The sequence below is a fragment of the Chamaesiphon sp. genome (genome assembly GCF_041738855.1).
Taxonomy (GTDB): domain Bacteria; phylum Cyanobacteriota; class Cyanobacteriia; order Cyanobacteriales; family Chamaesiphonaceae; genus Chamaesiphon.
Map to the genome: position 1 here is coordinate 1 of NZ_JBGSPA010000156.1, position 14,077 is coordinate 14,077.

Annotated in this window: 10 protein-coding genes and 1 tRNA gene; 5 read left to right on the forward strand and 6 right to left on the reverse strand. The window is 49.7% G+C overall.

Annotated features, from left to right (window positions below; translation table 11 throughout):
* Positions 1–212: 212 nt before the first annotated feature.
* Together ACEW9I_RS16205 and ACEW9I_RS16210 are read left to right on the forward strand one after the other, a co-directional pair.
* Positions 213–286 (forward strand) — tRNA-Arg (locus ACEW9I_RS16205).
* 95 nt (positions 287–381) lie between these two features.
* Complete coding sequence (locus ACEW9I_RS16210) at positions 382–978, forward strand: YdcF family protein (protein ID WP_373541368.1); 597 nt, start codon at positions 382–384, stop codon at positions 976–978.
* Positions 979–1,113: 135 nt separating this feature from the next.
* Here the strand turns inward: ACEW9I_RS16210 and ACEW9I_RS16215 are convergent, their stop codons facing one another.
* From ACEW9I_RS16215 to ACEW9I_RS16240, 6 genes are all read right to left on the reverse strand, one after another.
* Positions 1,114–1,728: an NIF family HAD-type phosphatase gene (locus ACEW9I_RS16215; RefSeq protein WP_373541369.1), complete on the reverse strand. Its 615-nt coding sequence runs from the start codon at positions 1,726–1,728 to the stop codon at positions 1,114–1,116.
* 124 nt (positions 1,729–1,852) lie between these two features.
* Positions 1,853–2,191, reverse strand: coding sequence for a type II toxin-antitoxin system PemK/MazF family toxin (locus ACEW9I_RS16220; protein WP_373541370.1), 339 nt, complete (start codon positions 2,189–2,191; stop codon positions 1,853–1,855).
* Positions 2,181–2,432, reverse strand: a complete 252-nt coding sequence (locus ACEW9I_RS16225) for a hypothetical protein (protein WP_373541371.1) — start codon at positions 2,430–2,432, stop codon at positions 2,181–2,183. The genes ACEW9I_RS16220 and ACEW9I_RS16225 overlap by 11 nt, the downstream gene beginning before the upstream one ends.
* Before the next feature lie 104 nt (positions 2,433–2,536).
* The gene (purL, locus tag ACEW9I_RS16230; RefSeq protein WP_373541372.1) at positions 2,537–6,352 is read right to left on the reverse strand and encodes a phosphoribosylformylglycinamidine synthase subunit PurL; all 3,816 of its coding nucleotides are present in this window, start codon (positions 6,350–6,352) and stop codon (positions 2,537–2,539) included.
* 81 nt (positions 6,353–6,433) lie between these two features.
* The gene (locus tag ACEW9I_RS16235) at positions 6,434–9,007 is read right to left on the reverse strand and encodes a DNA topoisomerase (ATP-hydrolyzing) subunit A (protein ID WP_373541373.1); all 2,574 of its coding nucleotides are present in this window, start codon (positions 9,005–9,007) and stop codon (positions 6,434–6,436) included.
* A gap of 254 nt (positions 9,008–9,261) precedes the next feature.
* A complete protein-coding gene (locus tag ACEW9I_RS16240; protein WP_373541374.1) occupies positions 9,262–10,122 on the reverse strand; it encodes a tetratricopeptide repeat protein in 861 nt (286 codons plus the stop codon).
* A gap of 553 nt (positions 10,123–10,675) precedes the next feature.
* On the opposite strand from ACEW9I_RS16240, the gene ACEW9I_RS16245 reads away from it, so the two are divergent.
* The 3 genes from ACEW9I_RS16245 to ACEW9I_RS16255 all read left to right on the forward strand — a co-directional run bounded on the left by ACEW9I_RS16245 (position 10,676) and on the right by ACEW9I_RS16255 (position 13,998).
* Positions 10,676–12,289: an efflux RND transporter periplasmic adaptor subunit gene (locus tag ACEW9I_RS16245; RefSeq protein ID WP_373541375.1), complete on the forward strand. Its 1,614-nt coding sequence runs from the start codon at positions 10,676–10,678 to the stop codon at positions 12,287–12,289.
* Positions 12,290–12,421: 132 nt separating this feature from the next.
* On the forward strand, positions 12,422–13,645 hold the full coding sequence (locus tag ACEW9I_RS16250) for an ABC transporter permease (RefSeq protein WP_373541376.1): 1,224 nt from the start codon (positions 12,422–12,424) through the stop codon (positions 13,643–13,645).
* Between the two features lie 131 nt (positions 13,646–13,776).
* The gene (locus ACEW9I_RS16255) at positions 13,777–13,998 is read left to right on the forward strand and encodes a hypothetical protein (RefSeq protein WP_373541377.1); all 222 of its coding nucleotides are present in this window, start codon (positions 13,777–13,779) and stop codon (positions 13,996–13,998) included.
* Positions 13,999–14,077: the final 79 nt, after the last annotated feature.

Sequence of the window (14,077 nt, forward strand, 5' to 3'; positions counted from 1 at the left end):
GCACGAGGAGACCTCAGCGCGATTTCGGTCGCTGATGCGCTGTCTTGACCCAAACACATGCGGAGGGAACCTCCGCGTGATTTGGGTCGCTAAACCCTCGGCAAAGCCTACGTATCGCGCATCGCTACGCGGACTGAGATCTAGAGTGTCTTAACCGATGTGGTGACTGCTATAGCGATCGTCACTAAATCTGATACAATCAATTGCTGTTTGGGGCTGTAGCTCAGTTGGATAGAGCGATCGCCTCCTAAGCGATAGGCCGTGGGTTCGATCCCCGCCAGTCCCGTTGTCTGCATTGATAAATTATGGTAACTTGAGCCTAGCATCTACTAGGATCGCTCATCTCGTTCCTAAATTTATCCTTTCCAAGCTCATTGCAGCATGGCGCACCACCGCACCCTCCCCCGATCCCGTCCCAGCTCAGTCCTCAAACCACGCCGACATGGCTGGCGATTGTGGAAATTACTATTACCTATTTCACCACTACTTTTGCCGATCGGTTGGATTGGTTATCGAGAAGTAGAGAATACCTGGATTCAACCTCAAGCAATTTTTGTATTGGGTGGTGAGGAAGAGCGCGAAATTTTTGCCGCGAAATTTGCCCGCACACATCCCAATTTACCCGTGTGGATTTCGAGTGGCGCACCCGCAGGTTATACAAAACGAGTTTTTAAAAAGGCTGGTGTTTCGACGGGAAATCTACATCTGGATTATCAAGCGATCGATACAGTTACTAATTTTACAACGCTGGTCGATCGATTTGAGTCCAAAGGAATTAGTAGTGTTTATCTGGTCACTTCTGACGATCATATTCGTAGAGCGAGAACGATCGGTGAAATTGTGTTTGGGAGCCGAGGTATCAAGGTCAAACCCGTAACTTTTGTCAGTGGTAGACCACTAGAACCAATTCGGAAAACAGTTCGCGATGGCTGTCGAGCCTTATTATGGCTGACTACTGGTTTTGATGGTGGTAAGTGACGAATTTCCGAGATCGATTTAATTATCAAGATCTGGATGTTAATTGACTCGATCGGAGACAATCGATTGATGATGGTTGACTATTTTTACAAATGCCCGATTGCGCTTGCGATCTTTCTACTCGATCGAGCTGAGCTAAAGATTAATTTCGGTCATAATGGTTAAAGATTGAAAATTTTGGTTGATGACTCGATCTCGCCATCCTCTTTTTTCAATACTACGGATATTTTGCTCGTTGTTGAGAGTAGTCAGGTAGATGAGTAAATGCTCCAATTCTCGATCGGATTCATCACCTGTAAATGGTTTGACTGCGATTAAGTTACCATAACTTTTTTCCCATTTTTTTGGGGTATCATCGATCGCGATGACAGATGCTAGATTATATCCTCGCCGTTTGACCTTCTTCAATTGCTTGCGCGAGTAATACTGCGGGTAATCACCATCAATTAGATCGTAATTATAATTATAGACAGTCGAACAGCGATCGCTCGTCCACACAAATGCTAGAGCTTGTGGATCGGGAAATATGGTGTTGACAACCTTAGCGGCGTACTCAGCTCCTGAAGATGTCCATACGGCGACATCGAACCACTCTAGACAGGTTGCGAGAAAAGTATCTAGGTGTGGACGCTTGTAAACATGGTAAGTGTAAACCGAAAAATCCGATTCTCGTACCAATGGCATTTCGGTTGCGTGAATAAGTGTTTCATCTACATCGAGTATTAATAACTTATCTTTACTTTTTGTCATCAAACCAAACTGATTAATTATGAGGAAAGAACCCCGACTTTTCCAAAAAGTCAGGGTTCTGGCTGCTACTTTTGGAAAATTAACATGCTAAACGTCTAAACGCCGCTCGATCGCTGTAGATTGATTAAAATTGAATTAAATTAGCAATAATTTCTACAATTTTATCCTGGGTAACTAAACTCAAAGATCCAAGTTCGCGGCGAATCATCGATTGGCGGAGAGTGACAAGATGATCTAAGCGTATTGTTGATGGCTGCCTGAGTCCGCTGATATTAAAATCTGGATGAGTCGAATCGATAATTAAGTCTGTATCTAGAAGTGTTGTCGGAATTCGACTGGTAATTAGAGCGAAAATAACGTGCTTGTAATCACCGATTGCATTGGTAAGGCAGTAAACGGGTCGAACTTTGAGATCGGAAAGGTCGTCAAAGGGAAACTGAACCAGTACTATTTTACCCTTCATAACTTACGGCTATGCCATCTTCAAGCGTATAAATATCTTCTTCAGGATCGTGGAGAAAAGCAAAGCTCGGATTATTGACTACTGTTTTGTTCCATTGCGCTGGCGTGAGATCGGCTAATTCTGGTGCTTCTGGAAATAAAATCACAATCTGTACTCGACCAGGTTGATTTTGAGGCAATGGCTCATCTAGTAATAATTCGCCTTTCGCACTAATAGTGCCAGCACATGCGATCGATTTCATAGCATGAATTTGAGTAAACTCTAGATGTCCATTTTAGTCTAAAATAGCGACCGTGTAATTATTTAAGCTCCCCAACTTTTTCAAAAGTCGGGGAGCTGGCTTATTTATACATTCAAACGGCGTTCGATCGCATTTGCCCAAGTATCGGTAATGGTTGCTAGATCGAGATCGACGATCGGTTCGCCGAGACTGAGCATCTGAAACCTGTCGGATTGGGTACCGACAGTGCCGAGATATTGCCAAGCATCGCCGACTTCCTGGGCTAAATAAGTCTCAAATTCAGACTGATGTGCGGGGGAGATCGACACGATGATGCGGGCACCACCTTCGCCAAATAATGCCGTATCGAACCGCTCGACAATGCCGCCGAGGAGAATCGCTGCGCCTTTGTTGCCAGCGATCGCACATTCAGCTAAGGCGACAGCTAAACCACCTTCGGAACAGTCGTGAGCGGAGTTAATCCAGCCGCGTTGGATGCCATCTCGACATGCTGCTTGGACTTTGAGTTCGAGGTCGAAATTAACGGCGGGTGGTTGTCCGGCAACTATATGATGAAGGGTGGCAAGATATTCTGAGGCACCTAGAGTGAGTAGTTCTAGACCATTCGCTACGGGATAAGTTTTGAGTAAAGCATTCTTGAATGGGAAGTAGCCGACGGGAATACCGAGGACGTAAATGCGATCGCCTGTATTTTGCCAGCCTTGACCACAAATTTTGGTAATATCATCGACAATACCGACCATGCCGACGACTGGTGTGGGGTAAATGGGGACGGGATTACCTGCGGGATCGAAGGTTTCGTTGTAGAGGGAGACATTTCCACCTGTGACGGGGGTATTGAATGCGCTGCAAGCTTCAGATAAACCCTTGCAGGCGTTGGCGAGTTGCCAGTAACCGATCGGTTTTTCGGGGCTACCGAAGTTGAGATTGTCGGTGACGGCGACGGGTTCGGCTCCGACGCAACTGAGATTGCGTGCGGCTTCGGTGACGACCATTTTCGCGCCTTCGTAGGGGTTGAGGTAGACGTAACGGGGGTTGCAGTCTACGGTGGCGGCTACGCCTAAGAGGGGATTAGTGACTGTGGATTGGCGACCTTGGATCGGTTCGAGAGGACGAATGCGAATGACGGCGGCATCTGCGCCACCTGGGAGGAGGACGGTATTATTTTGGACTTGGTGGTCGTATTGACGGTAGACCCAGCGTTTGGAGGCGATCGACGGTGTATCTAGTAGGGTCAACAGCACATCATTCCAAGTGTGGGTTTTACCCTGAATTTCGATGCCTTGGGGGGTCGCTGGGGGGAGTTGGTCTGGTGTCCATGACCAGGCTGTCTGGGCGTACTCAGGCGGCTCCTGCATCAATTCCCGCTCATAAATCGGGGTATTGTCTGCTAGGGCACTGGCTGGTACTTCAGCCGCGATCGCTCCTTGCCAGAGAATTCTGACAACTGGCTCTTCGATTACGGTACCAGCGACGACGGCGTGGAGTCCCCAGCGATCGAAGATATCGATCAGTTCTTGTTCGCGTCCTTTGTGGGCGACAAATAACATCCGTTCTTGGGACTCGGATAAGAGGTACTCGTAGGGCACCATCCCAGGTTCGCGGGCGGGTACGAGGTCGAGGTCAAATTCAATCCCCACGCCACCTTTAGCCGCCATTTCCGCGCAAGAACAGGTGATACCAGCGGCTCCCATATCTTGGGCGGCGACGACTGCGCCCGTTTTGAAGGCTTCGAGACAGGCTTCAATTAGGGATTTTTCAAGGAAGGGGTCGCCGACTTGGACAGCGGGGCGATTGTCGATCGATTCGGCGGTGAGTTCGGCACTGGCGAAACTCGCGCCACCCATACCGTCGCGTCCGGTGGTAGAGCCGACGTAGAGGACAGGGTTACCGATGCCAGCTGCGCCAGATTTGACGATCGTATCTGTCTCCATCAGTCCCATCGCCATTGCATTGACGAGCGGATTGCCACCATAAGCCGGGTCGAAGTAAACTTCGCCGCCGATAGTCGGTACGCCTACACAGTTGTGGGTAATCAAACCCGAACTAGTCACGAACAAGTGATTGCGCTCGACTTCGAGATCGTAGACATCGCAAGTCTCCACAGTGTGAGTAGCAATACTCTGAATTTTGACAGTTCCGGTAGTCGCGATCGCTTGTACTTTGCGGATGGCAACAGCACCAACTTCTTGGTAAGCTTCGACTACAGGGACAGCTAAACTTCTCACCCAATCGCGGCGCACCTCAATTTGCCACAAGGGGGCGTAGTGAAATTCACGTCCTTTGATCTTGCCGACGGCACCTGGACGGTGGTGGACGGGGGGAATGATGCCTTGATTTTGCACCAACAGCATCACCTGGTCGAATAATTGCCGACTGGAAGTTGAGAAGAAAACTTTCTCCTGGGCGAGGATGCTACTGACGGGAGTGGGAATGGTGGGGTTGTTGCGAATCAGGCTTTTGAGTAATTCACGCTGAAGCTCGGAGTGCCATTCCCAGACAAAATCGGGCAGTCGTTTGTGAGTCGATTCGTTCCCACAGCCCCAGGCTTGTGTAAATAGATAACCCAATAACCAGGAAGAGCAACAGACAGCCATCCCAGAAGTGCGTTCTTTGGGACTAGCGTCAATCCCCAAACTGCGGAGGATGTCGATCGCATCAGTCGCAGCGGCAGCTTCTTGGTGGCTGAAGTTTAGGAAAATTCGGTAAGTATTGCCTGCTGGCGAGACGTTGCCAGTCCCGATGTAGTAACCCAATAACCGCGCAAAAGCAGCCGTGGGTGGGATGATGGCGGGGAGCCAGTCATCTTTGCCATGTTGACCGATGTGGAGGTCGGCACGGGAAAAATTGAGGTCGCGATCGAGTCCTAGTAGCTGTTCGAGGCTGAGAAAGCGATCGAGTGGTAGTGTTTTGGTGCTGAAATAATGATTGCGTTTTTGGATTGAGGGTTCGAGCAGTTCGAGGGTGGTGCGGATCAGATCGGTGGGTTGCCAAGCGGCGGGGAGCTTGACGCACAATTCTTGGTTCAGATGTGGCTGCGGTTGAATGGTGGCAATCAGATCTAGAGGCTGTGATGTTGCTGGCAGTGCGGGCAGTTGCTGGAGAATGGGCAGCTCGTCGCCGACGCGGAGGGTTTGGGCGTAGCGGATGCGGACTTTGTTCTCACCTTCAACCCTGAGCATCGGGTGATCGGGGGTGACGGTGAGGGTGCGCCCGAAAGAGGTGCGAATACTGACGAGGGTATCGGTTTGGCGTTTGAAGATGCGGGTGACTGGTTGCCAATTGCTCTTGTCGGTTTTGGGATCGAGGGAGAGGGTTTCGATGCCTGGTGGGAGTTCGGCGGTATCGGTGTCGGGCGGGAGATGGGTGGTGACAAAATTGCCGATCGTATCGAAGTGGATGCCCTGTGAGTCTCGCCAGATCAAGGTTTCGGAGCCTACTAGACAGTTCCCATAGTGCGAAATACCTGCGACTACGCCAGTGAACAGGCGACGGGTTTTGGCATCTTTGAGGTCGCCAAATCTGAGTGAGTTGAGAATCGCGATCGGCCGCGCACCCATGGTAAAAATGTCGCGAAGGATGCCGCCTACGCCTGTCGCTGCGCCCTGGAAGGGTTCGACGGCGGAGGGGTGATTGTGAGATTCGATTTTGAAGGCGAGTTGGAGTCCATCGCCGAGATCGATGACGCCAGCGTTTTCACCTGGCCCGACGAGGATGCGATCGCCTGTGGTGGGAAATTGTTTGAGGAGGGGGCGGGAGTTTTTGTAGCAGCAGTGTTCCGACCACATCACTCCAAACATGCCTAGTTCGGCTTTGTTGGGGTGTCGATCTAGTCTTTTGACGATTTCGAGGTATTCATTGGGTTTGATACCTTGGGCGGCAATTTCGGCGGGGGTGAAGGGGGAGGGGGAGGAGGGCATGGGAGGCGGCTTGGGGCTGAGTTGGGGTGATTAGGTAAACACAGAGGTAAACGGAGGTTTCACGGAGGCGCACTGAGGGGGTTATTGGTGATTGATGTGGGCTACTTGTTCGTCGGGGTTGAGGGTGAGGAGTTTGTCGCCGATGCCTTCTTTGCCGTAGGGTTGGATGCGATCGATCGAAATCAGCTCATGGCGATCGCTTGTAGTCACTAGATCCAGCGTTTCAGGTGGAAGGCTGATGTGGAGGAGATTGTCGGTTTTGATGGCGAACTGCATGGCGTGGGTGCCCATGTTGCCAGTTTGGACGATGCGGATGGTGGAGACGGGGATGCGTTTGGCGTAGCCGTGGCGGGTGATCAGGATCAGATCGTCGTCACTGTTGACGGGGATGCAGCCGACGATCCGCTCTCTGGTGCCAACTTTCAGGGCTTGAATGCCTTGGGAGACGCGTCCCATTAGGGGAATCTGAGCAGAGGCGAGAGCGAGTCGGAGAATACGTGCGCCGGAGGTAGCGATGACGATTTCGCGTTGGGTGGTGAGGGGGGCGATCGTGTGGAGGTTGTCATCTTCCCGTAGTTTGATCAGGGTGGTGCCACGATTGGTAAGCCCGCTGAGTTCTTGGAGGAGGATGCGTTTAATTTTGCCTTGGGTGGTGAGCAGGAGCAGTTGCTGAAGATCGTCTGGGATTTCGCTGGGGGTGGGGAGGGTATGGATTATCTGTTCGGTAGGATTGTCTTGCAGAGCCGGAATGAGGCTACTGAGGAGCGTTCCGGCGGTGTTGCCCATCGTCGGGGGTACATCCCGAATCCTTAATGGATAAGCTTTACCATCGGTGGTAACGATCGTTAGTTCTTCGTCGGTAGTAGTTTGGTAAGTTTTAATGACAAAATCTTGACTATTGGGATTGAGTTTGGCACCTGTTTTGCTCAGCCTTCTAATATAGCCGCGTTGGGTGATTTCTACGACAGTTGGTTGGCTGGGTTCGGCTTCGACAATTTGTAACTGAGTAGGCGGGATCGTCCGCGTGCGCGTCTCTTTGGTGGAGATCGCATCGGCTGACTTAGGTTTGGTCGATCGATCTTCTCGCTGAGATTTATCGATAATTGATGATTTATCGAGCTTGAGATTGGCTTTAGATGGGTCGATTTTAGTAATTTTAGTCCGACGCTCGTCTGCAAATTTACGTTTGAGCGATCGCAAGTCTTTTTTGAGCGATTTTAGTAATTCATTGCGATCCTGGAGGAGGCTATTTAGTTTCAGGATTTTAGTATTTAGTTCTTGAAATTCTGCCTGGAGGTGCTGCTTTTCCAAGCCAGTCAAGCGGCGCAATGGCATCGCCAAGATGGCATCAGCCTGGGTATCGCTCAAGTCTAATTCGGTCTGAAAGATCGCTTTGGCAGTTGTGCCATCGGGGGCATTACGCAGGATGGTAATCACCGCATCGAGATTGTCCAAGGCTGTGAGCAATCCTGAAAGCGTATGCACCCGTTTTTGGGATTGCTCTAGCTCGTTAGCATATTGGCGAGTGAGGGTGACTTCTCGAAATTTGAGGAATTCCTCGAGGAGTTGTCTGAGGCTCAGTTGGCGAGGTTGTCCTTCGACGATTGCCAGCATGATTGCCCCAAAGTTGCTCTGGAGGGCAGTTTGACGATAGAGCTGTTCGAGGACATCGCTGGGTTCGCTATCGCGTTTGATCTCGATGACGACGCGCATCCCTTCGCGATCGCTTTCGTCCCGTAAATCGGCAATGCCTTCGATTCTACCAGCATTTACCAGTTCGGCGATCTTCTCGATCCAGGCGGCTTTATTTACCTGAAATGGTAACTCAGTCACGATCAGCGAATCGCGGCGTTTTTTTGATTTAGTGGCTTTGGCTTGGACGCTAGCGACTTCGACGTGGGAAATCCCCCGCACGGTAATAATTCCTTTCCCCGTCCGATACGCATCGTGAATCCCTTCGATGCCCATGATTTCGCCACCTGTGGGAAAATCAGGGCCAGGAATCAATTCCCATAACTTGGCATCGGGGAGATCGGGTTTATCAATTAGGGCAATTGCACCGTCGAGAATTTCGCCGAGATGGTGTGGGGGGATATTTGTCGCCATCCCGACGGCAATTCCGCTACAGCCGTTGATCAGCAGCAAGGGCACTTGAGCGGGTAATACCGTCGGTTCCTGCTGGGAATTGTCAAAGTTGCCGATAAAATCTACCGTCGCTGTCCCGATCTCACCCAATAATGCCTCATGAGCGATCGGTGCTAGTCTCGTCTCGGTATACCGCATCGCTGCGGGCGGATCGTTGTCTACTGACCCAAAATTGCCGTGCCCGCCCAAGAGTGGATAACGCGTCGAAAAGTCCTGAACTAGTCTGACCAGGGCATCGTAGACCGACTGGTCGCCGTGGGGATGATATTTGCCCAAGACATCCCCGACGACGCGAGCGCACTTGCGAAATGGCCTGTCGGGAGTCAATCCCAACTCGTGCATCGCGTAAATAATCCGCCGATGCACGGGCTTGAGTCCATCGCGGACATCTGGCAACGCCCGCCCCACGATCACACTCATGGCGTATTCTAGGTACGATCGCTGCATCTCTGAGTGCAGGGCAATGGGAATAATTTTGTCTGTACCCAGCAGATCTAGCTGTTTTACCATGAGTTCAAATGTCTATCTCGATCGCTTTAGTTAATCCTCAGTCTGCCACAAACTGTTCGCAATCGGACTAGACTGTGAAATAATAATACATGATTACTAAGGAAATGGTGAAAGGTGGATGGTGGATGGTGGTTAGAACGCAAGCGTTCTGTTGTTTTTAATTATCGGTTCACTGGTTGCTGGTATTCGATCGCCTATTTACCATTCACCATCCACCTTTCACCATCCACCATCCACCATCCACCCTCTACCCTCTACCCTCTACTCGGAGCCTTAGTAATAAAATCCCTCACCCGTGGAGTCTGAATCAACTTGCGGGTGTCGTTGAGGAGCTTGTCGCCCCAGAGATTGTCTTTGAGATACTGGATATTGGCATAGCGACTATCGAGCGCGATCGCTTTTTCGGCATTAGTATATGCCTCGTTTTGCTTACCTTGGGTAAAGAGGGCGACGGCGATCGCTAGTACTGGCTCTGCGGCTTTGGGATCGATGGCGATCGCGCGTTGCCAGTTTTGAATTGCGCCATTTATATCGCCATTTTCATAACTAACTAATCCGATATTATTAATTGCTGGCCAGAATTTTGGATCTTTTTTAACAGCTTTCTGGTACTGGGCGATCGCCTCTGGATATCTGTTCAATTTATAATAAGCATTCCCCAGATCGAAAAGCGCGCTATTGCTGTCTGGCTTGATTTTCAATCCAGACTGGATCGTATCGACTGCCTTTTGATGCTCACCTTTCTGAAAGTATGCTGAACCCAACATAAATAAAATATCTGGATCTTGAGGTTTGATTGATTTAGCCTGCTGGAGGGCGTCAATCCCTTTTTGATATTTTTGAGTTTGGACGTATAAAGTCCCTAAAAAGAACCACGCTTCATTACTTTTTGGCGATAATTGAGTTGCCAATGCAACGCGAGGAATTGCCTGTTCGTATTGTTGAAATTGTACTAATCCTGCTGCTTGACGAAGTAAAATTTTACTCGTATCTTCCAAAGCTTGCAGATCTGGTTTGGGAGTATGTGGGAGTAAAGCTTGGCTATGGGTAGCCGTAGGGATGCTGACAATACCCAAGCAGGCAGTTAGGAGTAAGAGGTAGATCCGTTTAGGCACAATAAATTAGGGCGAGTTAGGTAGTCGAAGCAAAGTAAATAACTGGAAATCATCCGCATTGGCGTCGCTTTTTTACCAGGAGCATCGCCACTGAGTGCAAGGATCGCGTTGTGTTCCGATTCCATCATAGGACAGATTTTACAGCTACTAGGGAAATTTTCAACTACGGAACTTGGATTGAATAATTTACGACTCTTAAGATCGGCTGTGTTGCTACCTAAACTTGGGGGTTTTCACTACCGATCGCGATTGCTGGAGATCCTAGCCATCCGTTCTCATAAAGAGTTAAAATAAATGTAAATAAACGTAAAGGATGCTGTCATAAAGCGACCCATCCAGTTTCGCCCGATCGATCGCGATCGGTGCCCTATACTTGGAAATGATTGGCGGCGGCGTGGATCGTTGCTCTCACCTCGCTGAAACATCTGGAGCGGCGAATTGATGGCTGATGTCGGCTGATAATACATCAACGAGCAAGACTGCCGTCGCTGTAAAAAATTCAAATTAAGTAGTCATTCGATCGGAATTAAAGATTAGAGAAACCCGAGCTGCTATGCAATTACCGCTACTAAAAGATGTCAAGCGTCCCCTCCCGATGGTGGCAGGTATAGCTGCTGCTGTCATCGGCATCGCTGCGCTCGGAACTGTCGCTGTCGATCGATTCAAGCCAGCTCCCAAAATCGATCTCGCCCGCTATACTGTCGCAGCCAAGTCCCAAGATCTGACCGATCGGATTACCGCCAGTGGGAGTATCATCCCGTTCCAAGCAGCCAACCTCAGTCCGAAAACCGCCGGACGCGTCGCACGGCTGTATGTGGAACAAGGAGATCGCGTCACTCAGGGGCAAAAAATCGCCCAAATGGAGAATGCCGAAGCTCAAGCTGGATTTGCTCAAGCAAAAGCCAATGTCCAGCAAGCACAGGCAAATCTGGATAAAGCCAAAAATGGCACCAGAGCCGAAGAAATCCTCCAAGCGCAAGCAAGACTCAGCCAAGCCCAAGCCAATCTAGACAAAGCAAGGAACGGCAACCGCCCTGAAGAAACCGCTCAGATTCGGGCAAGGTTGGCGCAAGCACAAGCCAATCTCAATCTCACCAGATCGATCGCGCCGCAACAAATCGAACAGGCTACAGCTCAAATATCGGCGGCTACAGCCAAGCTCAATCTCGCGAAAGCTACAGTCGATCGCAATCGCTCGCTGCGGCAATCGGGGGCAGTATCGCAGGATGCAGTCGATCGCGCCACTGCTGAGTATCAAACAGCCAGAGCCAATGTTCTCGACGCCCAGCAAAAGCTCCAGCAAGTACGCAATAGCACCCTATCGGAGATCGGGCAACGTCAAGCCGCGCTCACCGAAGCCCAGCAAGCGCTGCGTCAGTCGGAACTCGGCTCTCGCGCTGAAGATGTCGCTAGTCTCGTCGCGCAGGTAACTCAGGCGCAAGCTGCCTATCAGCAAGCAAAAAATGGCTCTCGTCCTGAAGAGATCGCTCAATTCACGGCTGCTCTAGCCGTGGCAAACGCGCAACTCCAATCAGCCCGTTCTCAACTCGAAGACTCAACTGTGGTCGCCCCATTTGCGGGGTTGATTACCCAACGCTATGCTAATATCGGGGCATTTGTGACGCCGACTACTTCCGCTTCGACTAGCTCTTCAGCGACTTCTACTTCGATCGTCGCTTTGGCTAAAGATATGGAAGTCCGCGCCAAGGTGCCAGAAGTCGATATTGGTAAAATCAAAATCGGTCAGCAGGTGGCAGTTACTGCTGATGCTTTTGCCGATCGACCATTTCAAGGGACAGTGCGATTGGTTGCACCAGAAGCCGTCGTCGAGCAAAATGTCACGTCGTTTGAAGTCCGAATCACACTCGATACTGGTAAAGATTTGTTGAGATCGGGGATGAATGTCAATGCGATCTTTACCGGAGAGCGCACTAGTAATGCTTTGACGGTGCCCACGGTGGCAATTAGTTCGCGGCGTGGGCAAACTGGTGTTTATGTCCCTGGTGACAACAACGAACCGATCTTTAAGGTTATCAAAGTCGGTACTAGTGTCAGAGATAAAGTGCAAGTCACTGAAGGTCTCAAACCTGGCGATCGCGTCTTTATCGATATCCCCGCAGGATTCAAAGAAAAAATGATGGGTGAGGGTAATAAAACTACTAATTAGGATTGCGATTGACTAAGATATATAGGGCGGAAACTGCCAATCCCACGTGATATCTACTAGTTAATACATATTTGGATATACATACTTAATTTTGTGATATATACCCACCATCAAATACCTTAACTCTAACAGATGAATATCCTTGAAAGTTTACAAATGGCGGCTCAAACGCTCGTAGCCAACAAACTACGCAGCGGTCTAACGATGTTGGGAATTATCATCGGTAATGCGTCAGTAATTGGGATGATCGGGGTTGGGGAAGGGACGCAAATTCTCGCAACAGATCAATTCAAAAATTTGGGGCCAAATACCTTATTTATCTTACCTGGTTCGCCCAAGGCGCAGAACATTCGTAGCGGCGGGACTCCGCCCACATTGGTATTGAGCGATGCTCGGGCGATCGCGCGTCAAGTGCCATCAGTATCTGGTGTCGCCCCAGTCCTCCAGAATTCTTTTGTCGTCAGTTACCAAAATATTACGACTACTTCAATTATTCAAGGTACGACGGCTGAATTTCCAGCAGTTCGTAATTTTGCAGTCGATAAAGGTCGATTTGTCACGGCGCAAGATGTCCAAAAAGACAAGCAAGTAGCGATGGTAGGAACAGATATTGCCCAACGATTGTTTGGGAATATGAACCCACTAGGCAAACAAATTCGGATCAACAATTTGAGCTTTGAAGTAGTCGGTCTGATGGAAGGAAAAGGCACTTCTTTTGGGAGCAATCAGGATGATACGATCTTTGTGCCGATTACGACAATGAGTAAACGGATCATTGGGAGAACTTCGCCTTATGGTCTGCGGGTATCATTGATTTCGGTAGCTGCCAAAAATAGTGAAAGTATGGATGCGGCTGAGTTCCAAATCACCAATTTACTTCGCCAACGTCACAAGATCGTTGGTGAAGATGATTTCACTGTCCGCAATCAAAAAGATGCCCTGACGATCGTCTCGACGATTACTGGTGCGCTGACGTTGTTACTAGGTGCGATCGCGGGTATTTCGCTATTGGTAGGTGGGATTGGCGTCATGAATATCATGCTCGTATCCGTGACCGAACGCACTCAGGAAATCGGACTCCGCAAAGCGATCGGCGCGACTCAAAATGATATCCTGACTCAGTTCACGATCGAAGCGGTGATTCTGTCGATCGTTGGTGGCATTATCGGAACTATCATCGGGGTGGGTGGCATCGTACTCGTCCGCAATTTTAGTCCGCTCAAAACTGCCGCAATTTCGCCCTCAGCTATTATCCTCGCTGTCAGTGTTTCTGGGGGAATCGGGTTGTTCTTTGGTGTCGTTCCGGCTCGACAAGCCGCTAAACTCGATCCGATCGAGGCTCTCAGAAGCGTTTAAATTAATTGATAATTGACCATCACACCAATGTGCTGTCAATCGATCGAACTGCGTAATACGCTCAGCTAAATCATAGTCATTTTGAGTTGATGTAGGGGCACTCTAGAACAGAGCATACTTTGCACCAATAAATGCTAAATCATTTTCCCCTCCTCACTCCATCCTTACCGAACTCGGCATTGGCACCGCACCTGTGGCTGCAACTCGTCTCTCCACCGCTGATCTTGGCACCCACTCGAACGGTGAGGGAGGCGATCTCGGTGATGAAGGGGGTTCGGATCGTTTGTGATGCTAGTAACCTGAGTTCGATGAGGCTAGCCTCATCATCAAATCAATTACCTGACTGTGTTTGAGCCAATCACTACCAATCCTCAAAAACTAAGTGTTTCATAAATTATTATCAATAAGCTCTGCTTGTTGATAATTAGCGGT

What these genes read in the sequence shown, in the direction of transcription:
- ACEW9I_RS16210 (WP_373541368.1), top strand. Translation starts at nt 382, where the DNA reads ATGGCGCACCACCGCACCCTCCCCCGATCCCGTCCCAGCTCAGTCCTC.
- ACEW9I_RS16215 (WP_373541369.1), bottom strand. Translation starts at nt 1,728, where the DNA reads ATGACAAAAAGTAAAGATAAGTTATTAATACTCGATGTAGATGAAACA.
- ACEW9I_RS16220 (WP_373541370.1), bottom strand. Translation starts at nt 2,191, where the DNA reads ATGAAGGGTAAAATAGTACTGGTTCAGTTTCCCTTTGACGACCTTTCC.
- ACEW9I_RS16225 (WP_373541371.1), bottom strand. Translation starts at nt 2,432, where the DNA reads ATGAAATCGATCGCATGTGCTGGCACTATTAGTGCGAAAGGCGAATTA.
- purL (WP_373541372.1), bottom strand. Translation starts at nt 6,352, where the DNA reads ATGCCCTCCTCCCCCTCCCCCTTCACCCCCGCCGAAATTGCCGCCCAA.
- ACEW9I_RS16235 (WP_373541373.1), bottom strand. Translation starts at nt 9,007, where the DNA reads ATGGTAAAACAGCTAGATCTGCTGGGTACAGACAAAATTATTCCCATT.
- ACEW9I_RS16245 (WP_373541375.1), top strand. Translation starts at nt 10,676, where the DNA reads ATGCAATTACCGCTACTAAAAGATGTCAAGCGTCCCCTCCCGATGGTG.
- ACEW9I_RS16250 (WP_373541376.1), top strand. Translation starts at nt 12,422, where the DNA reads ATGAATATCCTTGAAAGTTTACAAATGGCGGCTCAAACGCTCGTAGCC.
- ACEW9I_RS16255 (WP_373541377.1), top strand. Translation starts at nt 13,777, where the DNA reads ATGCTAAATCATTTTCCCCTCCTCACTCCATCCTTACCGAACTCGGCA.